The organism is Streptomyces sp. 63XJN7_1_ISO-PGPR-S23-121, assembly GCF_056173025.1.
In genome coordinates, this window is record NZ_CM149653.1 from 1,620,296 (window position 1) to 1,642,390 (window position 22,095).

Annotated in this window: 20 protein-coding genes and 1 riboswitch; of the genes, 10 read left to right on the forward strand and 10 right to left on the reverse strand. The window is 72.0% G+C overall.

Going from position 1 to position 22,095, the window contains the following annotated elements; genetic code table 11:
- Positions 1-36: 36 nt before the first annotated feature.
- From rlmN to AC0VYN_RS07580, 5 genes are all read left to right on the forward strand, one after another.
- A complete protein-coding gene (gene rlmN / locus AC0VYN_RS07560; protein ID WP_475535292.1) occupies positions 37-1,143 on the forward strand; it encodes a dual-specificity RNA methyltransferase RlmN in 1,107 nt (368 codons plus the stop codon).
- Between the two features lie 36 nt (positions 1,144-1,179).
- A riboswitch (TPP riboswitch) is annotated at positions 1,180-1,285 on the forward strand.
- Positions 1,286-1,364: 79 nt separating this feature from the next.
- Positions 1,365-2,453 (forward strand): thiamine ABC transporter substrate-binding protein, encoded by a 1,089-nt coding sequence (locus AC0VYN_RS07565; protein ID WP_475535293.1) that lies wholly within the window; start codon positions 1,365-1,367, stop codon positions 2,451-2,453.
- Between the two features lie 68 nt (positions 2,454-2,521).
- Positions 2,522-4,120 (forward strand): ABC transporter permease, encoded by a 1,599-nt coding sequence (locus tag AC0VYN_RS07570; protein WP_475536829.1) that lies wholly within the window; start codon positions 2,522-2,524, stop codon positions 4,118-4,120.
- A gap of 2 nt (positions 4,121-4,122) precedes the next feature.
- Positions 4,123-5,142, forward strand: a complete 1,020-nt coding sequence (locus tag AC0VYN_RS07575) for an ABC transporter ATP-binding protein (protein WP_475535294.1) — start codon at positions 4,123-4,125, stop codon at positions 5,140-5,142.
- Between the two features lie 24 nt (positions 5,143-5,166).
- The gene (locus AC0VYN_RS07580; protein ID WP_475535295.1) at positions 5,167-5,964 is read left to right on the forward strand and encodes a maleylpyruvate isomerase family mycothiol-dependent enzyme; all 798 of its coding nucleotides are present in this window, start codon (positions 5,167-5,169) and stop codon (positions 5,962-5,964) included.
- Positions 5,965-6,026: 62 nt separating this feature from the next.
- On the opposite strand, the gene AC0VYN_RS07585 is transcribed toward AC0VYN_RS07580, so the two are convergent.
- From AC0VYN_RS07585 to AC0VYN_RS07610, 6 genes are all read right to left on the reverse strand, one after another.
- Complete coding sequence (locus AC0VYN_RS07585) at positions 6,027-6,737, reverse strand: LAETG motif-containing sortase-dependent surface protein (protein WP_475535296.1); 711 nt, start codon at positions 6,735-6,737, stop codon at positions 6,027-6,029.
- A gap of 205 nt (positions 6,738-6,942) precedes the next feature.
- A complete protein-coding gene (locus tag AC0VYN_RS07590; protein ID WP_475535297.1) occupies positions 6,943-7,350 on the reverse strand; it encodes a VOC family protein in 408 nt (135 codons plus the stop codon).
- A gap of 109 nt (positions 7,351-7,459) precedes the next feature.
- A complete protein-coding gene (locus AC0VYN_RS07595) occupies positions 7,460-8,890 on the reverse strand; it encodes a hypothetical protein (RefSeq protein WP_475535298.1) in 1,431 nt (476 codons plus the stop codon).
- On the reverse strand, positions 8,872-9,639 hold the full coding sequence (locus AC0VYN_RS07600) for an ABC transporter ATP-binding protein (protein ID WP_385458594.1): 768 nt from the start codon (positions 9,637-9,639) through the stop codon (positions 8,872-8,874). Before AC0VYN_RS07600 ends, AC0VYN_RS07595 begins: the two co-directional genes overlap by 19 nt.
- 209 nt (positions 9,640-9,848) lie before the next feature.
- The gene (locus AC0VYN_RS07605; protein WP_451690467.1) at positions 9,849-11,222 is read right to left on the reverse strand and encodes an aspartate aminotransferase family protein; all 1,374 of its coding nucleotides are present in this window, start codon (positions 11,220-11,222) and stop codon (positions 9,849-9,851) included.
- Positions 11,223-11,224: 2 nt separating this feature from the next.
- Entirely contained in the window at positions 11,225-11,740 is a 516-nt protein-coding gene (locus tag AC0VYN_RS07610) for an Lrp/AsnC family transcriptional regulator (RefSeq protein WP_386922984.1), read from the reverse strand.
- Between the two features lie 184 nt (positions 11,741-11,924).
- Between AC0VYN_RS07610 and AC0VYN_RS07615 the strand changes: the two genes are divergently transcribed.
- Positions 11,925-13,364 carry a gamma-aminobutyraldehyde dehydrogenase gene (locus AC0VYN_RS07615; RefSeq protein WP_475535299.1) on the forward strand — a complete coding sequence of 480 codons (1,440 nt, stop codon included), beginning with the start codon at positions 11,925-11,927 and terminating at the stop codon, positions 13,362-13,364.
- 107 nt (positions 13,365-13,471) lie between these two features.
- A complete protein-coding gene (locus AC0VYN_RS07620) occupies positions 13,472-13,993 on the forward strand; it encodes a hypothetical protein (protein ID WP_475535300.1) in 522 nt (173 codons plus the stop codon).
- On the opposite strand, the gene AC0VYN_RS07625 is transcribed toward AC0VYN_RS07620, so the two are convergent.
- The 3 genes from AC0VYN_RS07625 to AC0VYN_RS07635 all read right to left on the reverse strand — a co-directional run bounded on the left by AC0VYN_RS07625 (position 13,986) and on the right by AC0VYN_RS07635 (position 17,083).
- The gene (locus tag AC0VYN_RS07625; protein WP_475535301.1) at positions 13,986-15,140 is read right to left on the reverse strand and encodes a serine hydrolase domain-containing protein; all 1,155 of its coding nucleotides are present in this window, start codon (positions 15,138-15,140) and stop codon (positions 13,986-13,988) included. The two genes, AC0VYN_RS07620 and AC0VYN_RS07625, sit on opposite strands and share 8 nt — an antisense overlap.
- A 147-nt stretch (positions 15,141-15,287) precedes the next feature.
- Positions 15,288-15,998, reverse strand: coding sequence for a glycerophosphodiester phosphodiesterase (locus AC0VYN_RS07630; RefSeq protein WP_475536830.1), 711 nt, complete (start codon positions 15,996-15,998; stop codon positions 15,288-15,290).
- 23 nt (positions 15,999-16,021) lie between these two features.
- Entirely contained in the window at positions 16,022-17,083 is a 1,062-nt protein-coding gene (locus tag AC0VYN_RS07635; protein WP_385458582.1) for an adenosine deaminase, read from the reverse strand.
- A 166-nt stretch (positions 17,084-17,249) separates the two neighbouring features.
- Here AC0VYN_RS07635 and AC0VYN_RS07640 point away from each other — a divergent pair, with 166 nt between their 5' ends.
- Positions 17,250-18,305 (forward strand): DUF4190 domain-containing protein, encoded by a 1,056-nt coding sequence (locus AC0VYN_RS07640; RefSeq protein WP_475535302.1) that lies wholly within the window; start codon positions 17,250-17,252, stop codon positions 18,303-18,305.
- Positions 18,306-18,425: 120 nt separating this feature from the next.
- Here the strand turns inward: AC0VYN_RS07640 and AC0VYN_RS07645 are convergent, their stop codons facing one another.
- Entirely contained in the window at positions 18,426-19,031 is a 606-nt protein-coding gene (locus AC0VYN_RS07645; RefSeq protein ID WP_475535303.1) for an NADAR family protein, read from the reverse strand.
- Positions 19,032-19,251: 220 nt separating this feature from the next.
- Between AC0VYN_RS07645 and AC0VYN_RS07650 the strand changes: the two genes are divergently transcribed.
- Together AC0VYN_RS07650 and AC0VYN_RS07655 are read left to right on the forward strand one after the other, a co-directional pair.
- Positions 19,252-20,787, forward strand: a complete 1,536-nt coding sequence (locus tag AC0VYN_RS07650; RefSeq protein ID WP_475535304.1) for a gamma-aminobutyraldehyde dehydrogenase — start codon at positions 19,252-19,254, stop codon at positions 20,785-20,787.
- Positions 20,788-20,842: 55 nt separating this feature from the next.
- A complete protein-coding gene (locus tag AC0VYN_RS07655) occupies positions 20,843-22,090 on the forward strand; it encodes a polyamine ABC transporter substrate-binding protein (protein WP_385458574.1) in 1,248 nt (415 codons plus the stop codon).
- Positions 22,091-22,095: the final 5 nt, after the last annotated feature.

Genomic DNA, 22,095 nt, shown 5'->3' on the forward strand with positions numbered 1-22,095 from the left:
GGGCCACCCCGGTGGATCTGCGACACTGGTTGAGTCATGCCTAAGCCCGGAGAACTCACATTCGTCGCCCCGCGCGGAGCCAAGAAGCCGCCGCGGCATCTCGCCGATCTCACGCCTGCCGAGCGCAAGGAGGCCGTCGCCGCGATCGGTGAGAAGCCGTTCCGTGCGAAGCAGCTCTCGCAGCACTACTTCGCGCGGTACGCGCACGCCCCCGAGCAGTGGACGGACATCCCGGCCGGGTCCCGCGCGCCGCTCCAGGAGGCGCTGTTGCCCGAGCTGATGTCGGTCGTCCGGCACCTGTCGACCGACCAGGGCACCACCCGCAAGACGCTGTGGAAGCTGTTCGACGGGACCCTCGTCGAGTCCGTCCTCATGCGCTACCCGGACCGGGTGACCATGTGCATCAGCTCCCAGGCGGGCTGCGGCATGAACTGCCCCTTCTGCGCCACCGGACAGGCCGGACTCGACAGGAACCTGTCCACCGCCGAGATCGTGCACCAGATCGTGGACGGCATGCGGGCGCTCAGGGACGGAGAGGTTCCCGGCGGCCCGGCGCGGCTGAGCAACATCGTGTTCATGGGCATGGGCGAACCCCTCGCCAACTACAAGCGGGTCGTCGGGGCCATCCGCCGTCTCACCGACCCCGAGCCCGACGGGCTGGGACTCTCCCAGCGCGGCATCACCGTCTCCACGGTCGGCCTGGTCCCGGCGATCCACCGGTTCGCCGACGAGGGCTTCAAGTGCCGCCTCGCCATCTCCCTGCACGCCCCCGACGACGAACTGCGCGACACCCTCGTCCCCGTCAACACGCGGTGGAAGGTGCGCGAGGTCCTCGACGCCGGTTTCGAGTACGCGGCCAAGTCCGGGCGCCGGCTGTCCATCGAGTACGCGCTGATCCGGGACATCAACGATCAGGCGTGGCGCGGCGACCGGCTCGGACGCGTGCTCAAGGGCAAGCCGGTGCACGTCAACCTCATCCCGCTCAACCCCACGCCGGGCTCGAAGTGGACCGCCTCGCGGCCCGAGGACGAGAAGGCGTTCGTCGCGGCGATCGAGGCGCATGGTGTGCCGGTGACCGTCCGGGACACCCGTGGGCAGGAGATCGACGGGGCGTGTGGTCAGCTCGCCGCGAGCGAGCGGTAATCTGACCGGCGTACAACTTCATATTCAGACATCTTCATATTCCGACAGGGGAGCGCCACAGCGCTGAGAGTGCGGCACCGGCCGCAGACCCTCCGAACCTGGCCCAGGTCATTCTGGGTAGGGAGATCGGTCATCACTCGAGCTGTTGCGCCCTGTCCGGGTCCCTCGCCAGGGGTCCCGGGCGGGGCCGCGTCTTCTCCTGGTAACCCAGGAGGAATTTCGTGAGCATCACCAAGAAGGCCGGAGTCCTGGCCGTCGGGCTCGGCCTGGTCGGCGGCCTGGCCGCCTGTGGATCGTCGTCCGGCGGCGACGACCAGGCGTCCGGCGGTTCCAAAACCGTGACCCTCGTCAGCCACGACTCGTGGGCCGCGTCCAAGGACGTCATCGCCGACTTCGAGAAGAGGTCCGGCTACAAGGTCCGGGTCCTCGAGGACGGCGACGCCGGACAGGCCGTCAACAAGGCCATCCTCACCAAGGACAACCCGCAGGGCGACGTCTTCTTCGGCGTCGACAACACGCTGCTGTCCCGCGCGCTCGACAACGGCCTGTTCCAGTCGTACGAGCCCAAGGGCTCCGACATGATCCTTCCCGAGTACCGGGTCGACCAGGACAAGCACCGCGTCACGCCCATCGACACCGGTGACATCTGCGTCAACTACGACAAGGCGTACTTCGGCAAGCACAAGCTGACCCCGCCCGACTCCCTCGACGACCTCGTCAAGCCCGCGTACAAGAACCTCCTCGTCACCGAGGACGCCGGCAGCTCCTCGCCCGGTCTCGGCTTCCTGCTGGGCACCGCGGCCAAGTACGGCGACGACGGCTGGCAGGACTACTGGAAGAAGCTGAAGTCCAACGGCGTCAAGGTCGTGGACAGCTGGGAGCAGGCCTACAACGAGGAGTTCTCCGGGTCGTCCGGCGGCAGGAAGGCGAAGGGCGACCGCCCGCTCGTCGTCTCCTACGCCTCCTCGCCGCCCGCCGAGGTGATCTACGCCGACCCGAAGCCGGACACCGCGCCGACGGGCGTCGCCACCGGCACCTGCTTCCGCCAGGTCGAGTACGCCGGCCTGCTGAGCAACGCGAGGAACACCGAGGGTGGCAAGGCGCTGCTCGACTTCCTGGTCGGAAAGGAGTTCCAGGACGACATGCCGCTGAACATGTTCGTCTACCCGGTGCGGAAGGCCGCGCAGGTGCCGCCGGAGTTCGTGAAGTACGGCCCCCAGGCCAAGAACCCGCTGACCCTGGACCCGAAGAAGATCGCCGACAACCGTGACCAGTGGGTCAAGTCGTGGACCTCGCTCCTCCTGAAGTGACCGAAGGGACCGAGGCCGCCCGGTCCGCCGGTACCCGGCGGCGCGGGAACGCGGCGCGGCTGGCCCTGATGGCCGGCCCCGTCGCGTTCTTCGCGGTCTTCTTCGCCTACCCCGTCGCCGCGATCGTCGCGCGCGGACTGCGGGTCGACGGGGTCTGGCGGTTCGGGCGGATCGGGGACGTCCTGGCCCAGCCCGACATCCGGCACGTGCTGTGGTTCACCACCTGGCAGGCGCTCGCCTCGACCGCGCTCACGCTGCTGGTCGCCCTGCCCGGCGCGTACGTCTTCGCCCGCCTCGACTTCCCCGGCAAGCAGCTGCTGAGGGCGGTGGTGACCGTGCCGTTCGTGCTGCCCACGGTCGTGGTGGGCACCGCCTTCCTGGCGCTCGTCGGGCGGGGCGGGCTGCTCGACGAGCTGTGGGGCGTACGGCTGGACACCACGGTGTGGGCCATCCTGCTCGCGCACGTCTTCTTCAACTACGCCGTCGTCGTACGCACCGTCGGCGGTCTGTGGGCACAGCTCGACCCGCGTCAGGAGGAGGCGGCGCGGATGCTCGGCGCGTCGCCCCTGCGGGCCTGGCGGCGGGTCACCCTGCCGGCGCTCGGGCCCGCCGTGGCCGCCGCCGCGCTGATGGTGTTCCTGTTCACCTTCACCTCCTTCGGCGTCGTCCAGATCCTCGGCGGCCCCGCCTTCTCCACCCTGGAGGTGGAGATCTACCGCCAGACCTCGCACGTCTTCGACCTGTCCACGGCCGCCGTGCTGACGCTGATCCAGTTCGCGGCGGTCGGCGCCGTCCTCGCCGTGCACGCCTGGACGGCGCGGCGGCGCGAGACGGCCCTGCGGCTGGTGGACGCCTCCCGCACCGCCCGCCGGCCGCGCGGAGCCGGGCAATGGAGCCTGCTGGCCGGGGTGCTCGGCACCGTCGCCGGCCTAGTGGTGCTGCCGCTCGCCGTGCTGGTCCAGCGGTCCCTCGGCAGCGGCCTCGGGTACTACCGGGCGCTGACCCACGAGGACGGCGGCACCTTCCTCGTCCCGCCCATCGAGGCGGTCGGCAACTCCCTTGAGTACGCCGTCGCCGCCACCGCCGTCGCCGTGGCCGTCGGCGGTCTGGCGGCGGCCGCGCTCGCCCGGAGGGACGCGGGCCGTCTGGTGCGCGGCTTCGACGCGCTGCTGATGCTGCCGCTCGGGGTGTCCGCCGTGACGGTCGGCTTCGGGTTCCTGATCGCGCTGGACGAGCCCCCGCTGGACCTCAGGTCCTCCTGGATCCTGGTGCCGCTCGCCCAGGCGCTGGTCGGCGTCCCCTTCGTCGTACGGACCATGCTGCCGGTGCTGCGGGCGGTGGACGTGCGGCTGCGGGAGGCGGCGGCGGTGCTCGGGGCGTCGCCGTGGCGGGTGTGGCGGGAGGTCGACCTGCCGATGGTGCGGCGGGCGCTGCTGATCGCGGCCGGGTTCGCCTTCGCGGTGTCGCTGGGCGAGTTCGGGGCGACCGTGTTCATCGCGCGGCCCGACAACCCGACGCTGCCGGTCGCCGTGGCGCGGCTGCTCGGGCGGCCCGGGGACATGAACTACGGGCAGGCGATGGCCCTGTCGACGATTCTGATGGTGGTGTGCGCCGTGGCCCTCGTGGTGCTGGAGCGGCTGCGGACCGACCGGAGCGGGGAGTTCTAGCGATGCTGCTGAGTCTGCGGGACGCGACCGTCCGCTTCGGCGGGCGGGCCGTGCTCGACGCCGTCGGCCTGGATGTCGCCGAGCACGAGGTCGTGTGCGTGCTGGGACCCAGCGGCAGCGGCAAGTCGACGCTGCTGCGCGCGGTCGCCGGGCTGCAGCGGCTGGACGCCGGGCGGGTGGTGCTGGACGGGCGCGACCAGTCGGGAGTGCCCGCGCACAAGCGCGAGGTCGGGCTCATGTTCCAGGACCACCAGTTGTTCCCGCAGCGGGACGTGGCCGGCAACATCGCCTTCGGGCCGCGGATGCGCGGGGCGTCGCGGTCCCGGCAGGAGCAGGACGTACGGGAGTTGCTGGAGCTGGTCGGGCTGCCGGGGGCCGGCCGCCGGTCCGTCGCCGCGCTCTCCGGCGGTGAGCAGCAGCGGGTCGCGCTGGCCCGCGCGCTCGCGCCCCGGCCCCGGCTGCTGATGCTGGACGAGCCGCTCGGCCAGCTCGACCGCTCGCTGCGGGAGCGGCTGGTGGTGGAACTGCGGGAGCTGTTCGGCCTGTTGGGCACCACCGTGCTCGCCGTCACCCACGACCAGTCGGAGGCCTTCGCGCTCGCCGACCGGGTGGTGGTGATGAGGGACGGGCGGATCGCCCAGGAGGGGACGCCGCTGGAGGTGTGGCAGCGTCCGGCGGACGCCTTCGTGGCCCGGTTCCTCGGCTTCGACAACGTGGTGGAGGCGACCGTCGCCGGGCAGGTCGCGGCCACGGCCTGGGGCAAGGTGCCGGTCCCCGAGGACGCTCCCCAGGGGACGCGCACCGTGCTGGTGCGGCCCGCCGGGGTCAGGATCGTGTCCGCCGACGCCGGCCTGCGCTGCGCGGTCGCCGCCCGCACCTTCCGCGGCACCCACGTCGCCGTCCACCTGCAGCCCGAGGACGCGCCGCGCCTGGAGGCGGCGTGCGCGCTGCGGGCGGCTCCGGAGGTCGGGGACGTGGTGGGCGTGGAGTTCGACGGGGCGGAAATCGTGGTGCTCGGGTGATCGTCCGCTCCTAGGATGCGGACCATGACGCCACTGGCACACGAGCGCTACTGCGACGAGATAGCCCACCAGGTAGCTCAGTTGAGGGACCTGGTGACCTCCGGCACCGATCTCTCCGCCACCGTACCGACCTGCCCGGACTGGTCCCTCGAGGAGCTGGTCCGGCACACCGGCGGCGCCCTGCGCTGGGCCGGGTTGCTGGTGCGCACCCGGGCCCGGGAGAACGTGCCCGACGAGCAGGTGCCCGGCGGCGCCGGTCCCGAGGCCCGGGGCGACGCCGCCGCGCTGGACGCCTGGCTGGCGGAGTCGGGCGAGGCGGCGGTCGGCGCGCTGCGCGAGGCCGGGCCGGACGCCAAGGTGTGGTCGTGGGGCGAGCGGCACGACGCGGGCTTCTGGGCACGCCGGATGACGCACGAGATCATCGTCCACCGCGCGGACGCCGTACTCACCGCCGGCCTGCCCTACCGGGTCGCGCCGGACGTGGCCGCCGACGCGATCGACGAGTGGCTGGAGATCCTGGAGTTCGTGCAGCGGACCGGCACGGACCCCGAGGCGAACGAACTGCGCGGCGCCGGCCGGAGCATCCACCTGCACGCCACCGACACAGCCTCCGGACTGGACGCCGAATGGCTGATCGGGCTGGGCGAGGACGGTCTCACCTGGCGTCGCGGCCACGAAAAGGCGACCGTCGCCCTGCGGGGGCCGCTCACGGACGTCCTGCTCGCGTTCTACCGGAGGCTGCCGCTGGACGCTCCCGGTCTCGAGGTGCTCGGTGAGCGGGAGTTGCTGGAGTTCTGGCTGGAACGGGCGTCGTTCGGCTGACACGGCGGAGGCCCGCCCCCGGCCGGGGACGGGCCACCGTCTGCACGGGTACCTGCGAGGCGTCAGCGGGTGCCGTTCGCCCCGCGACGGCGCAGGCCGAAGAAGACCGCGCCGCCACCGACGACGACGAGGGCCGCGGCGATGCCGACGATCATGCCGGTGTTGGAGTTGGCGCCGGTCTCGGCGAGGTTGGACTCACCGGCCGCCGGGGACGGGGCGTTGCTCGGCACGGCCGCCGGGGCGCTGCTGCCGCTCTGCGAGGGGGCGGGGGCCGACGTCGACGGGACCGGGGCCGGCGTCTCCGTCTCCTCGGCCGGGGTGGACGAGCTCTGCGACGGGGTCGGGGACGGCGTGTCCTCGGTCTTGCAGGCGGTCGCCGGGGTGACGAGGTTGGGCTTGATGTCCTCGTCGACGTAGCCGCCGGCCTTGACGTGGATGCGGTACTCGGCGTTGGGCTTCCAGTCCGCGGCGAAGGTGATGGTGCTGCCCTCGCGGGTGCCCTTGACCACCTGCTCGTCGATCTTCTGCGCGTCCGCGCCGTTGTTCTGCAGGTACACGGTGACGGTGGCGGGGATGCCGGCGGGGTCCACGTCGGTGACGGTGATGATCCCCTTGTCGCCGTCGCACTTGGCGGCGGCGGAGAACTCGCCGATGTTGCAGGCGAAGGCGTTGCCGGCGGCGCCGAGCGCGAGGGCCGCCGTGGCCGAGGCGACGCCGAGGGCACGGACGCTACGGCGGGACGCCGTGCGGCTGAGTATGGACAGGACTGCCACGTTGTTCCTTTACGGGAAGCGCGGATGCGGGGGGTGAAGAGGGTGCTGACGACGTCAGCACACCCAGGAGCCTCACTGGTCTATAAGCGGTGCGTAAGAAGTGTCAACGCATATGCCTGTCAAGGGCGTTGCCTTTGCCCTCTTATTAACCGCCGAGACGTTTCAGCGCTTCCGATCCCCCGCGCGCACCCGGTCCGCGTCCGGGTCAGCCCTCGATCACCGCCGGGTCCATCCACGCGACTTCCCAGGTGTGACCGTCGAGGTCGTCGAAGGCCCGGCCGTACATGAAGCCGTGGTCCTGGGTCTCGCCGGTGGCCGAACCGCCCGCGGCGATCGCCCGGTCCACCAGCTCGTCCACCTTCTCGCGGCTCTCCGCGCTCAGCGCGATCAGCACCTCGCTGGACTTGGTGGAGTCCACGATCTCCTTCTTCGTGAAGCCGGCGTACTTCTCCTTGGTCATCAGCATCGCGATGATCGTGTCGCTGATCACGACCGAGGCGCAGGTCTCGTCGCTGAACTGTGCGTTGATCGTGTAGCCGAGCTCCGTGAAGAACTTCTTCGAGGCGTCGAGGTCGTTCGTCGCCAGGTTCACGAAGATCATCTGCTGGTACATGGGGCCTCTTCCGTCGGTGCTGTGCTGTTGCCGTGCCGTTCGCAGGGGTAGACGGGACGGTGGTGCGGAACTCATCGGCGGTCCGGGAAGAATTTCCGGGGGATGTCGTTCAGCGGGTCAGGGGCGCTGCGGCCAGGGCCGCGACGAGGAGGGTCAGGGGGCCGAAGAGGACCAGCAGCGCGGCGGCGCGCACGGTGGCGGCGGCCCGCAGCGTCGACTTGGGGGCGCCCAGCCGCAGCAGGGCGGTGATGGTGTCGGCGCGGATCTGCCTGGCCTCGACGGCCGCGGTGAGCAGCGTGGCCACCGTGCAGCCCGCCACGACCAGGGCGCCGAGGGTCCCCAGGGGGTGGGCCGCCGGACCGTCCGCGCCGTACAGCGTGAACGCCGCGTAGACCGCGGAGGCCACGGCGCAGACGATGCCCAGGGGGCGGCCGACGCGGCTCGACTCCTCCATGAGGACGCGGCCGGCGAGCAGGCGCAGGGCGCCGGGGCGGACGGCCTGGACGAGACGGCCGCAGAGCTGGGTGAGGCCGGGGCCGGCCAGGGAGAGGCCCAGCGCGGTCAGGGTCCAGCCGATGAGGACGCCGGCGGACAGAGGGCCGCCGGCGTCCGCCGCGTCGCCGGCGTAGGTCTCGACGGTGAGGCCCGCGGTAAGGACGGCGATGCCCCAGGGGAGGGCGTTGGGGTTCTGGTGGCGGGGGGAGTCCGCGGTGCGGAGCCGGCCGGCCGTCGGGGCCGCGTGCCGGGGATCGCTCGCCGGAGCGCCCGGGGCGGAGTCGGCGTCGCGGTCGGCGGGCTCCGCGGTGAGGACGCCGGCGTGGGCACCGGCGGGGGCGGCACCGGCATCGGCGGGGCCGGCAGTGGCCGCGGCGGCGGGAGAGGACCCGGCGGTGGCGTCGGCCGTGGCCGGCCGGGCGGCCCAGCGGGCGCCGAAGCGGCCGTAGGTGCCGAAGGTCTCGCGGGCCGCGCCCCAGCCGTAGGCGCCGAAACGGCCGTAGCCACGTGTGCCGGCGGCGCGGGCGGGCCGCGCTTCGCGGGGGCGCAGGGACAGGGCCGCCGCGGCGGACGCGGTCGCCGGGAGCAGCGTCAGGAGGGTGACGGTCGCCGGATAGGGGAGGGGCAGGCCGACGGCGAGGGAGTCGGCCGCGGCGCCGTCGAAGGGCGCGGCCGCCAGATCGCCGCGCAGGAGGAGGAAGAGGAGCAGGGCCACCAGCGAGCCGAGCGCTCCGGACAGGGCCGTGGTCGCCGCGGAGACGGCCGTCAGCCGGGCGGGGCCGAGGCCGATCGCCGCCAGGCCGAAGCGGGGGCGGGTGCCCGGGTCGGTACGGGCCACGGCGACGGCGAAGTACACGGTGGCGGCGAGGGGGGCCGCGCACCAGGCGAGGCGGAGCGCGGAGGCTCCGGGCGTGCCCGGGTGGCCGATCGCGTGGCCGAGGGCGCACAGCAGCAGGAAGCCCGTGCCCGCCGAGAACACCGCGACCAGCAGGCGGCGCAGCTGGACGGCGAACCGGGCGCGGCCGGTCAGACGGAGAGCGAGCACGCTGCCCGGCCTTCCGTCGCGGGGCCCCCGGGGGCCGCCGTGGGTTCGGCCACCGGCGGCAGGTGCACGGTCCTGACCCGCCGGCCGTCCAGCAGCGAGACCGTGCGGTCCGCGAGTGCCGCGGTCTGCGCGTCGTGCGTGGCGAGGACGACGGTGATGCCGTGCGAGCGGGCCGCCGTGGTCAGGGTCCGCAGCACATGGGCGCGGTCGGCACGGTGCAGGGGGGCCGTCGGTTCGTCGGCGAACAGCACCGAGGGGGTGACGGCGAGCGCGCGGGCGATGCAGACACGCTGCCGTTCGGCCTGCTGGAGTTCGTGCGGGCGCCGGCGGGACGCGCCGCCGACGTCGAGACGTTCCAGCCACTCCAGGGCGGCCGTCTTCGCCCGGCCCCGGCCGGTGCCGCGCAGCATCAGGGGGAGGGCGGTGTTCTCCCAGACCGTGAGCTCCGGGACGAGCACGGGGGAGGGGTCGATCCAGGCGAAGCGTTCACGGCGCAGCCGCTCCCGGCCGATCGGGCCCATGGTGTGCATCGGCACGCTGTTGAACCAGACCTCGCCGTCCTGCACCCGCGACAGCCCGGACAGACACCGCAGCAGGGTCGTCTTGCCGCTCCCGCGCGGGCCGCCGACGGCGAGGATCTCGCCCTCCCGGACGCCGAGCGAGACGCCCTGCAGCGCGGGCGAGCCGTCATGGTGCTGGAAGTGCAGGGCGCGGGCCCAGAGCACGTCGTTGTCCGGCGGAGCCTCCATCGGCGTACACCTCGGTTCTGATCCGTTGTTCCCCGGTCGCGTCCCCCGTCCGGGGGAACGAAGGCGGGGCCGATCGGTCACGAGGCACCGTAGGCAGTCGCCGGGGCGCGGCCGGACAGCACGCGGCCCCGGACCGCCGTTTCTCACTCGAACGGGCGGCACCGGGGCCGGTGATGATCATCCGGAAGGATGACCGGGGCGCGCGGGGATCAGAGCTTCGTCCACGCCTCCGTCAGCGTGGCGCGCAGGATCTGCTCGATCTCGTCGAAGGTCTCCTGGTTGGAGATCAGCGGCGGGGCGAGCTGGATGACCGGGTCGCCGCGGTCGTCGGCACGGCAGTACAGGCCGTTGTCGAAGAGCGCCTTCGACAGGAAGCCGTACAGGATCCGCTCGGTCTCCTCCTCGTCGAACGACTCCTTGGTGTTCTTGTCCTTGACCAGCTCGATGCCGTAGAAGAAGCCGTTGCCGCGGACGTCGCCGACGATCGGCAGGTCGAGCAGCTTCTCCAGGGTGGCGCGGAAGTTGCCCTCGTTGTCGAGGACGTGCTGGTTGAGGCCCTCGCGCTCGAACAGGTCGAGGTTGGCGATGCCGACCGCGGCGGAGACCGGGTGGCCGCCGAAGGTGTAGCCGTGCAGGAAGGTGTTGTCGCCCTTGTAGAACGGCTCGGCCAGGCGGTCGGAGACGATGCAGGCGCCGATCGGGGAGTAGCCCGAGGTCATGCCCTTGGCGCAGGTGATCATGTCCGGGACGTAGCCGAACTTGTCGCAGGCGAAGGTGGTGCCGAGGCGGCCGAAGGCGCAGATGACCTCGTCCGAGACGAGCAGCACGTCGTACTGGTCGCAGATCTCGCGCACGCGCTGGAAGTAGCCGGGCGGGGGCGGGAAGCAGCCGCCGGCGTTCTGCACCGGCTCGAGGAAGACGGCCGCGACCGTCTCCGGGCCCTCGAAGAGGATCTGCTGCTCGATCTGGTCGGCGGCCCAGCGGCCGAAGGCCTCGGGGTCGTCGCCGAAGAGCGGGGCGCGGTAGATGTTGGTGTTCGGCACCTTGTGCGCGCCGGGCACGAGCGGCTCGAAGGGGGCCTTCAGGGCGGGCAGACCGGTGATCGACAGGGCGCCCTGCGGAGTGCCGTGGTAGGCGACCGCGCGGGATATGACCTTGTACTTGGTCGGCTTGCCGGTGAGCTTGAAGTACTGCTTGGCGAGCTTCCAGGCGGTCTCGACCGCCTCGCCGCCACCGGTGGTGAAGAAGACCTTGTTGAGGTCGCCGGGGGCCTCGTTCGCCAGGCGCTCGGCCAGCTCGACGGCCTTGGGGTGGGCGTAGGACCACACGGGGAAGAAGGCGAGCTCCTGCGCCTGCTTCATGGCGGTCTCGGCCAGCTCCTGGCGGCCGTGCCCGGCCTGGACGACGAACAGCCCGGCGAGGCCGTCGAGGTAGCGCCTGCCCTTGTCGTCGTAGATGTGGGTGCCCTCACCGCGGACGATGGTGGGGACGGGGGCGTTCTCGTACGACGACATGCGGGTGAAGTGCATCCACAGGTGGTCGTAGGCGGTCCTGCTGAGGTCCTTGGGGCTGTCGGTGCTCACGATTATCGGGTTCCCCACATATAGGTCTGCTTCTTGAGCTTGAGGTAGACGAAGCTCTCGGTGGAGCGCACTCCGGGGACGGCCCGGATGCGGCGGTTGATGACCTCCAGGAGGTGGTCGTCGTCCTCGCAGACGACCTCCACCATCAGGTCGAAGGAGCCCGCGGTCATCACCACGTACTCGCACTCGGGCATGGCCGCCAGCGCGTCGGCGACGGACTCCACGTCGCCCTCGACGTTGACTCCGACCATCGCCTGCCGGCGGAAGCCCACGGTGAGCGGGTCCGTGACGGCGACGATCTGCATCACGCCCTGGTCGAGCAGCTTCTGGACGCGCTGGCGCACTGCCGCCTCGGACAGGCCGACGGCCTTGCCGATCGCGGCGTACGGCCTGCGGCCGTCCTCCTGGAGCTGCTCGATGATGGCGAGGGAGACGGCGTCCAACTGGGGTCCGCCGTTCCGGGACTCGCGGGAGTCCTTCGGGTCTGCGCTTCGACTGGCCACGGCCTCACTGTGCACGACGTATCGACAGTTTCGCAAGGATGGATCGATGAAATTCGTTGTTTGGGTGGTTCAAGCCTGCGGATTTCGCACTCGAAAGGGGAGTGGGGGTGTTGAGAACGTCGGGTCTGCGTCTAGGGTGGGTGTCTCAGTCTCTGGACAGCTGAGAGAACCGAAGTCACCCGAACTTGGAGGGCCGGCAGTGAGCACCGAGCTGCGTCGTCTGCGCAACTACATCGACGGTGAGTTCCGGGACGCCGCCGACGGACGGACCACCGAGGTGGTCAACCCCGCGACCGGCGAGGCCTACGCGACCGCCCCCCTCTCCGGGCAGGCGGACGTGGACGCCGCCATGGCGGCCGCCGCCGCGGCCTTCCCGGCCTGGCGCGACACCACCCCGGCCGAGCGGCAGAAGGCCCTCCTCAAGATCGCGGACGCGTTCGAGGAGCGGGCCGAGGAACTGATCGCGGCGGAGGTGGAGAACACGGGCAAGCCCATCGGGCTGACCCGCTCCGAGGAGATCCCGCCGATGGTCGACCAGATCCGCTTCTTCGCGGGAGCGGCCCGGATGCTGGAGGGCCGCAGCGCCGGCGAGTACATGGAGGGCCTGACCTCCATGGTCCGCCGCGAGCCGATCGGCGTCTGCGCGCAGGTCGCCCCGTGGAACTACCCGATGATGATGGCCGTCTGGAAGTTCGCCCCGGCGCTCGCCGCGGGCAACACGGTCGTCCTGAAGCCCTCGGACACCACCCCCGCCTCCACGGCGCTGATGGCCGACATCATCGGCTCGATCGTGCCCAAGGGCGTCTTCAACGTCGTCTGCGGCGACCGCGACACCGGCCGCCTGATGGTCGAGCACGAGACCCCGGCGATGGCCTCCATCACCGGTTCCGTGCGGGCCGGCATGTCGGTCGCCGAGTCCGCCTCCAAGGACCTCAAGCGCGTCCACCTGGAGCTCGGCGGCAAGGCGCCGGTCGTGGTCTTCGAGGACACCGACATCCCCAAGGCCGTCGAGGACATCTCGGTCGCGGGCTTCTTCAACGCCGGCCAGGACTGCACGGCGGCCACGCGCGTGCTCGTCCACGAGTCGATCCACGACGAGTTCGTGAGCGCCCTCGCGAAGGCGGCGGCCGAGACGAAGACCGGGCAGCCCGACGACGAGGACGTCCTCTACGGCCCGCTCAACAACCCCAACCAGCTCAAGCAGGTCTCCGGGTTCATCGAGCGCCTGCCCGCCCACGCCAAGGTCGAGGCCGGCGGTCACCAGGTCGGCGACAAGGGCTACTTCTACGCCCCGACCGTCGTCTCGGGCCTCAAGCAGGACGACGAGATCGTTCAGAACGAGGTCTTCGGCCCGGTCATCACCGTCCAGGCCTTCCGCGACGAGGACCAGGCCGTGGAGTGGGCCAACGGCGTCGACTACGCGCTGGCCTCCTCCGTGTGGACCAAGGACCACGGCCGCGCCATGCGGATGTCCAAGAAGCTCGACTTCGGCTGCGTGTGGATCAACACCCACATCCCGCTGGTGGCCGAGATGCCGCACGGCGGCTTCAAGAAGTCCGGCTACGGCAAGGACCTGTCGTCGTACGGCTTCGACGACTACACGCGCGTCAAGCACGTGATGACGTCCCTCGACGGATAGGTGCCGAAGCCTCGGCCCCGGACGGTGGACCACCGTCCGGGGCCGACGTGTCTCCAAAGGCGAACCCTGTTTTTGAACATGTTCAACTATCGGCGTACGGTGCTGCCATGAGCGACAGAGCCGCCCTGCTCAAGGGCATTCGCGCCTGGCTGGTCTTCTTCGTCGTCTGCCTGGTGCTCAGCGGCGCCACGGCCTTTCCGCTGGTGCACGAACTGCGCTGGACCGAGGACCTGCTCCGGTCCCTGTCGGCGCCGGAGCACCATCCCGCCCTCATGGACTGGATCGAGCGCGTACGCCAGGGGCTCGACACCGCCGACGCCGAGTACCCCTTCCTCCTCTACGGCACCGACTGGCTCGCCTTCGCGCACCTCGTGATCGCGGTCGCCTTCTACGGCCCCTACCGCGACCCCGTCCGCAACGTCTGGGTCATCGAGTTCGGCATGATCGCCTGCGCAGGCATCGTCCCGCTCGCGCTGATCTGCGGCCCGGTCCGCGGCATCCCCTTCTGGTGGAGCGTCATCGACATGGCGTTCGGCGTGTTCGGCGTGATCCCGCTGTACGCCGTACGCCGGAAGATCAAGCGGCTGGAGGCGCTCACGCCGAACACGGCGCCGGCGCTCTCTACTTGAGGGCGGCCTCCCGGATCCGGTCGGCGACCGGGTTCGGTGTCGTGTCCTTCGCGTCGGTGTCGGCGAGCGAGTACACGAGGGTGAAACTCAGGTCCTCGGTCGCGGCGACCGCCGTGTTGTAGCCGGGGCGGCCGCCGGTCTTGAGCCAGTAGACCGTCCCCTGGTGCTCCCAGCGGGTCAGGCCCGCGCTGTAGGAGGCGCCCTTGATGCCCGCCGGGACCGTGAACATCTCCCGCAATTGCGGTTCGGGCACGATCCGGCCGCTGAAGAGGGCCGTGATGAGCCGTTCCAGGTCGGCGGTGGTCGAGATCATGTCCCCGGCCGCCCAGCCGTCGGCCACGTTCCACTCGGTGACGTCGACGAGCCTGGTCGTCCCGTCCGGCTGGGACACCGCCTGATAGCCGCGGTTGAGCGGCCCCCGGATCCGCGGGTCGGTGCCGGGGAAGTACGTGTGCCGCATCCCGGCGGGCCGCAGTACGAGCCGGGCGGCCTCGGAGGCGTACGACCGGCCGGTCACCTTCTCGATCAGCATGCCGAGGATCGTGTAGTTGATGTTCAGGTACTGCTGCCGCTCACCGGCGGTGAACGCCGGCCCCTTCGCGACCGCCGACGTCACGACCCGGCGCGGGGTGAGCGTGTCGAAGCGTTGCGCGTACTGCTCCTCCCAGGTGTCCCCCCGGCTGTCGCCCGGCTGGATGCCGCTGGTGTGGTTCAGCAGGTTCCGTACGGTGACGGGCGTGGTGAACTCGGGGCCGAGCAGCCCGGGGAGATAACGCTCGACCGGCGCGTCGAGATCGACCTTGCCCTGGGCCGCGAGCCGGAGGACGGCGGCGGCCGTCACCACCTTGGTCGTCGAACCGGCCCTGAACCGCGCGTCCGGGTCGGCCGCCCGGCCGCTCACCAGGTCCCGCACCCCCGAACTGCCCTGCCAGAAACCCCCGGTGCCGCCCAGCCGGACGAGCGCGGCGGTCGCGTCTTTGTCGGGCAGCCCTTCGATCGCCTCGCACAACGCCTGGTGAGACGGGGTGGTACTGCACACGGGCGCCGCCGGAGCGGGCGAGGCGAACGCGGGCGCGGCGAGCGGGCCCGCGCCCAGGGCGAGGACGAGGGAGGCGGCGAGAAGAGTGGTACGGCGGCGGGCGTGCATCGGTTGCTCCTCGGGGGAGTTCGGCGGAAGGACGTGATCATCCTCCGGCCGTGCGGGCCGCCTCCGGATCGTCGTCAGGGAGGTCCCCTGCCCTGACGCATCCCCGACCGACTTCCTGGGTTGCAGGGGAGTTGCCAGGGATCGCCCCTAGGGTGCCTGCCGCCCCGACCGGCCCCCGGCCGCGCGCAGCGCGCACAGCACGTCGATGCGGTTGGTGGTGATCGAGTCGACGCCCAGGGCCAGCAGGCGGCGCATGGAGCGGCGGGTGTCGGGGGTCCAGACGGACAGCAGGAAGCCGTAGTCGTGGACGCGGTCGGCCAGGGCCCGGTCCACCAGTCCGAAGCGGTAGTTGAGCCACCGCGGCCGCACCGCCGCCAGCAGCGCGGGGCGGGGCGGCGCGGCCGTCGTCCAGGTCAGGGCGATCTCGGCGGCGGGGTCGACGGCGCGTACGGCGAGCATGGCGGCGGCGCCCGCCGTGTAGTACACGCGGTCCGCCGCCCCGCACGCGCGGACCACGTCCACGATGCGCCCCACCGCCCGCTCGTCCGGCGCGCCCGGCAGGTCGAGCATCAGCCTGCTGCCCTCCGTCGCGGCCAGCGCGTCCGCCAGCGTGGGCACCCCGCTCGCCGTCAGCCCTCGTACCTCCTCGGCCGACAGCGAGCGCAGCGGCCGGTCGTGCTCCCACAGCCGTTTCAGGGTCTCGTCGTGCAGAAGTACCGGCACGCCGTCCCGGGTGAGGCGGACGTCGGCCTCCACCGCGTCCGCGCCGCGGGCCAGGGCGGAGCGCAGGGAGGCGATCGTGTTCTCGCGGAAGCGGTAGGGGTCGCCGCGGTGGGCCACGGCGGTCGTGTCGCGCAGGGGATTCACGGTGAGCGGCCGTCTCAGGAGGCGAGCCAGGCGGCGGTGTACGTCTCGATCTCGTCCCGCAGCCGGGCCTTGCCGGGCCCGTCCAGGAAGGAGGCCTCGACGCCGTTCTTCGCCAGGCCGGCGAGCCCGCGTTCGTCGAGGCCGAGGAGCCGGGCCGCGACGGCGTACTCGTTGTTGAGGTCGGTGCCGAACATCGGCGGGTCGTCGGAGTTGATCGTCACCAGGACGCCGGCGCTCACGAACTCCTTGATCGGGTGCTCGTCCAGGGTGCGCACCGCACGCGTGGCGATGTTCGAGGTCGGGCACACCTCGAGCGGGATCCGGTGCTCGGCGAGGTGGGCGAGCAGCTTCGGGTCCTGCGCTGAGCTGGTGCCGTGCCCGATGCGTTCGGCGCGCAGGTCGGTGAGCGCGTCCCACACCGTCTGCGGGCCGGTCGTCTCGCCCGCGTGCGGCACCGAGCGCAGCCCGGCGGCGATGGCCCGGTCGAAGTACGGCTTGAACTGCGGCCGCCCCACGCCGATCTCGGGACCGCCGAGCCCGAAGGAGATCAGCCCCTCGGGGCGCAGCCGGTCGTCGGTGGCGAGCCGCGTCGTCTCCTCGGCCGACTCCAGACCGGCCTCGCCGGGGATGTCGAAGCACCAGCGGAGCACGGTCCCGAACTCCGCCTCGGCGGCCTTGCGGGCGTCCTCGATCGCGTCCATGAACGCGCCCTCGTCGATACCGCGCCGGGTGGAGGAGAACGGGGTGACGGTCAACTCGGCGTAGCGCACCTGCTGACGGGCCATGTCCCGGGCCACCTCGTACGTCAGCAGCCGCACGTCCTCCGGGGTGCGGATCAGGTCGACGACGGACAGGTACACCTCGATGAAGTGCGCGAAGTCCGTGAACGTGAAGTAGTCGGCCAGCGCCTCGGGGTCGGTGGGGACCTTGGAGTCGGGGTGGCGGGCGGCGAGTTCCGACACGATGCGCGGGGAGGCGGAGCCGACGTGGTGGACGTGCAGTTCGGCCTTGGGCAGTCCGGCGATGAAGGCGTGCAGGTCGCGCGGGACGTCGGGCTCGACGAGGTGCTCGGTCAAGGGTTCCTCCCCGGAACGGCGTCCCGGTGCCGCCCGGGGGCGGGCGGGTCCTGCGGGACGCGGGTGATCGGCTGATCGGTGACTCGGGATCATCGTAGGCCGGGGCCGTGCCGGGCGGGGCGGGGCCGTAGCATGACGGGACGTTCGAACAGAGGGGATCCCGCGCATGTCCGACGACGCGCAGCCGCCGCGAGCCGACGCGCAGGCGCCGGACGCCGCGGGCGACGGTTCCACGCCCCGGCCGAATCCGCCGGGTGCCGGGCGATCCGGCGGTACGTGGGCCGCGCCGGCCGGCCGGGGCGACGGCGGCCCCGCGGACGCGGTGCCCGGAGTCGGCCTCGGCAAGGCGGACGGTCAGGCGGGGAGCCCAGCGTGGCCGAGGGCGGCGGGGCAGGACGCCGGCGCGGACACTTCGGCCGACCCGTGGGCGCCGCCGGCGGACGACGTCGCGCCCGGCGGCCCCGGCGGCACCCTGGCGTCCGACGGATCGGCGCCGTGGTCGGCCCCGTCCGTCCACGACCGGCAGACGGTCACCTCCCTGCCGGCCACGGGCATGCAGCCCCCGCCGTGGGCGACCCCCGGAGCCGCGGCACCGGCGGACGGCACGCCGAGCCCCTACGCACCGCCCGGCGCGGTGGCCCCGCCGAGTGGCGGCGATCCCTTCGCACCGCCCGGCGCGGCGGCCCCCTCGAGCGGCGGCGATCCCTTCGCGCCTCCCGGTGCGGCGGCTCCTCGGCACGCCGACCCCTTCGCGCCCCCGGGCGCGGCGGCCCCTCCGAGCGGCGCCAACCCCTTCGCGTCGCCGGTCCCGGCACCGCCGTACGCCGGCCAGGACTCGGCCGTCCCCCCGCCGCCCATCGCCCCCGACGGTCCCGGGCAGGTCCCCTACGGCTATCCCGGTGGTCCCGGACTCCCCGGCCAGGGCGGTTACGCCGTCCCCCAGTCGCAGGGCTACCACGGCTGGCCCGGCATGGCGCCGATGCCGAGCAACGGGATGGGCACGGCCGGTCTCGTCCTCGGCATCGTCGCCGCCGTCGTCTTCTGCCTGTGGCCGCTCGCGATCGTCCTGGGCATCCTGGGCATCGTCTTCGGCGCGCTCGGCCGCGGCAAGGCCGGCCGGGGCGAGGCCACCAACCCGGGGCAGGCCCTGGCCGGCGTCATCTGCGGAGTCGCCGGCATCGTGCTCGGCGTCGGCTTCGGCGCGCTGGTGATCTTCACCTAGCGGCCGGGCCGGCCCTGCCGGTCGTCACGGTGACCGGCCGGACGGTCGCGGGCCGGCCTCCTCGGCCCGGGGCCCGCCCGGAGGAGGTGACCCCCGTTCAGCGCCCTTCGGCGCGCCCCCTCACCGCATCCCGCGCAGTCGTCCCCGCGCGGCCATCAGCGCGAACCCCAGCAGATTCGCGCCCCGCCACCGCTCCGGGTCCGTCGCCGCATCGTCGTCCGCCGCGAGCCCGATGCCCCACACCCGGTCCACCGGGCTCGCCTCCACCAGCACCCGCTCGCCGGTGCCCAGCAGGAAGGCGCGCAGAGCGGGGTCCGAGGCGAACTTGTGGACGCTGCCCTCGACGACGATCCGGAACCGCTCCCGCTCCCACACCGCCTCGTCGAAGCCGCGCACCAGCCGCCCCGCCTTCTTGGCCTCCGCCGGGTGGCCCGCGGCCAGTACCCGCCGCTCCGCCACCGGGTCCTCGAAGAGCCGCGCCTTGCCCGCCATCATCCAGTGCTCGGCGGTCGCGTACTCCACGCCGTCCACGGTGAAGGGCGACGGCCACCACTGGCTCAGGCAGCTCGGCCCGACGCGGCCGTCCGGAAGCGGCCGGTGCCCCCAGAAGCAGAGGTACTTGACCCTGGCCCCCGCCCGGACCTCTCCGAGCAGCGCTTCCCTGCTGTCGATCATGTCCCCCGCCCCCGTGGTCCTCTCCATGCACGCGAGTCTGGCACGCGCCACGGACACTCCGTCCGTCCTTTTCCGTGGCGACTCGACACCTGGTCGACAGATTCCGTCGCGTAATCAAATGGCAACAACGGAATCACTTGTTGGGGGTCAGGTGCTCTGCCAGGATCGGCACTCACATCGAGTCTGAGCCACGCCGGCCCCGCCAGGGGGACTCCCGTCGCGGGCCCTCCGGTCCCGGAGACCCGCCGCGGGGACATCGAGGAGAGCCGTCATGCACAACCCGGGCCATGCCACCCCGGACCGATTCCCGGCCCAGCAGCGCTTCGCGGACGGCGCGCAGTACATCGCCGGCCGCCTGACCAAGGGCACCTCCGGCCGCACCCACACGGTCGTCGACCCGGCCACCGGGGAGGACGTCCTCACCTACGAGCTCGCCGGTGCGGACGACGTCGACGCGGCCGTCGCCGCCGCGCGGGCCGCGTTCCCCGGCTGGGCCGGCGCCACCCCGGGCGAGCGCTCCGACGCCCTGCACCGGTTCGCCGCCGTCCTCGCCGAGCGCGCCGAGGACTTCGCGCGCGCCGAGTCCCTGCAGTGCGGCAAGCCGCTGAAGCTGACCCGAGAGTTCGACGTGCCGGGCACGGTCGACAACGCGGCCTTCTTCGCCGGCGCCGCCCGTCACCTCCAGGGGCAGTCGGCCGGCGAGTACTCCGGCGACCACACCTCGTACGTCCGCCGCGAGCCGATCGGCGTCGTCGGCTCCATCGCGCCCTGGAACTACCCCCTCCAGATGGCCGCCTGGAAGATCCTCCCGGCGATCGCCGCGGGCAACACCGTCGTGCTGAAGCCCGCCGAGATCACCCCGCTCACCTCGCTGATGTTCGCCCAGGTGGCCACCGAGGCCGGCCTCCCCGACGGCGTGATCAACATCGTCACCGGCACCGGGCGGGAGGCCGGTGAGCACCTGGTCGGCCACCCCGACGTCGCCATGACCTCCTTCACCGGCTCCACCGCCGTCGGCAAGCGCGTCGCCGAGGTCGCCACGGTCACCGTCAAGCGCATCCACCTGGAGCTGGGCGGCAAGGCGCCCTTCCTCGTCTTCGACGATGCCGACCTCGACGCCGCCGTCCACGGCGCGGTCGCGGGCTCGCTCATCAACACCGGCCAGGACTGCACGGCCGCCACGCGCGCGTATGTGCAGCGGCCCCTGTACGACGCCTTCGTGGAGCGGACCGCGGCCCTGATGGACACCGTCCGCGTCGGCGACCCCTTCGCCCCGGACACCGACCTCGGCCCGCTGGTCAGCCACGTCCAGCGGGACCGCGTCGCCGGTTTCGTCGACCGGGCGCGCTCCTACGCGCGCGTGGTGACCGGCGGCGAGGCCCCGCGGGGCGAGCTGAAGGACGGCGCCTACTACCGGCCGACCCTGATCGCCGACGCGGCCCAGGACAGCGAGGCCGTCCAGGCCGAGATCTTCGGACCGGTCCTCGTCGTCCTCCCCTTCGACGGCGACGACGAGGGCATCCGGCTGGCCAACGACACCCCCTACGGGCTCGCCGCCTCCGCCTGGAGCCGGGACGTGTACCGCGCGAACCGCGCCACCCGCGAGATCAAGGCGGGCTGCGTGTGGGTCAACGACCACATCCCGATCATCAGCGAGATGCCCCACGGCGGATACAAGGCGTCCGGCTTCGGCAAAGACATGTCCGCCTACTCCTTCGAGGAGTACACGCAGGTCAAGCACGTCATGTTCGACAACACCGCGGTGGTCCGCAAGGACTGGCACCGCACCGTCTTCGGGGACCGATAGCCATCACGCCAGGCCGCCGACCACGGCCGACCCACCCGAAAGGGCAACCACGCGCATGGAGCAGTACGAGCCCGACCGCCTTTCCCCGGCCCAAGTGGCCGCCATGCGGCGCAGTCTCACCAACGGCAGGGCCGCCCTCACCCGCCGGTCGCTGCTGCGCGCCTCCACCGGCGGCGCGCTCGCGGTCGGCGGCCTCGGGACGCTGAGCGCCTGCGGAATCCCCGCGGCCGGCAAGACCGAGGGCGGCGTCTCCTCGGAGGACCGCTCGGCCGAGGAGAGGAAAGTCGTCTTCTCCAACTGGACCGAGTACATGGACGTCGACGAGAGCGGGCGGCGGCACCCGACGCTCCAGGCGTTCACGAAGCGGACCGGCATCCAGGTCACGTACACGGAGGACATCAACGACAACAGCGAGTTCTTCGGCAAGATCCAGCCGCAGCTCGCCGCGGGCCAGGAGAGCGGCCGCGACATCATCGTGCTCACCGACTGGCTGGCCGCGCGGCTGATCCGGCTCGGCTGGGTCCAGAAGCTGGACCCGTCCCACCTGCCGCACGCCTACGCCAACCTGTCGCCCCAGTTCCGCAGTCCGGACTGGGACCCCGGCCGCGCCTACTCCTATCCCTGGCAGGGCATCTCGACCGTCATCGCCTACAACAAGAAGGCGCTGGACGGCATCGAGGTCGGATCGGTCTCCGACCTGCTCGACAACCCCGGGCTCAAAGGCCGCGTCGGCTTCCTCACCGAGATGCGCGACACCATCGGCATGGTGCTGCTCGACATGGGCAAGGACCCGGCCCGCTTCTCCGACGACGACTACGACGCGGCGATCGCCCGCCTCCAGAAGGGCGTCGACAGCGGCCAGATACGCCGCTTCACCGGCAACGACTACACCTCCGACCTCACCAAGGGCGACTTCGCGGCCTGTCTGGCCTGGGCCGGCGACGTGGTCCAGCTGAAGGCGGACAACCCCGACGTCGAGTTCGTCATCCCGGACAGCGGCTACATCACGTCGAGCGACAACATGCTGGTCCCCAACAAGGCCCGCCACAAGACGAACGCCGAACGGCTCATCGACTACTACTACGAGCCCGGCCCGGCCGCGGAGCTCGCCGCGTACATCAACTTCGTCTGCCCCGTCGACGGCGTGAAGGACGAGCTGGCGAAGATCGACGAGGACGCGGCGAACAACCCGCTGATCATTCCCGACAAGGCCATGCAGGCCCGGTCCCGTTCCTTCCGCTCCCTGAGCGCGAAGGAAGAGACGGCCTACGAAGAGAAGTTCGCGAAGCTCACTGGGGCGTGACGACG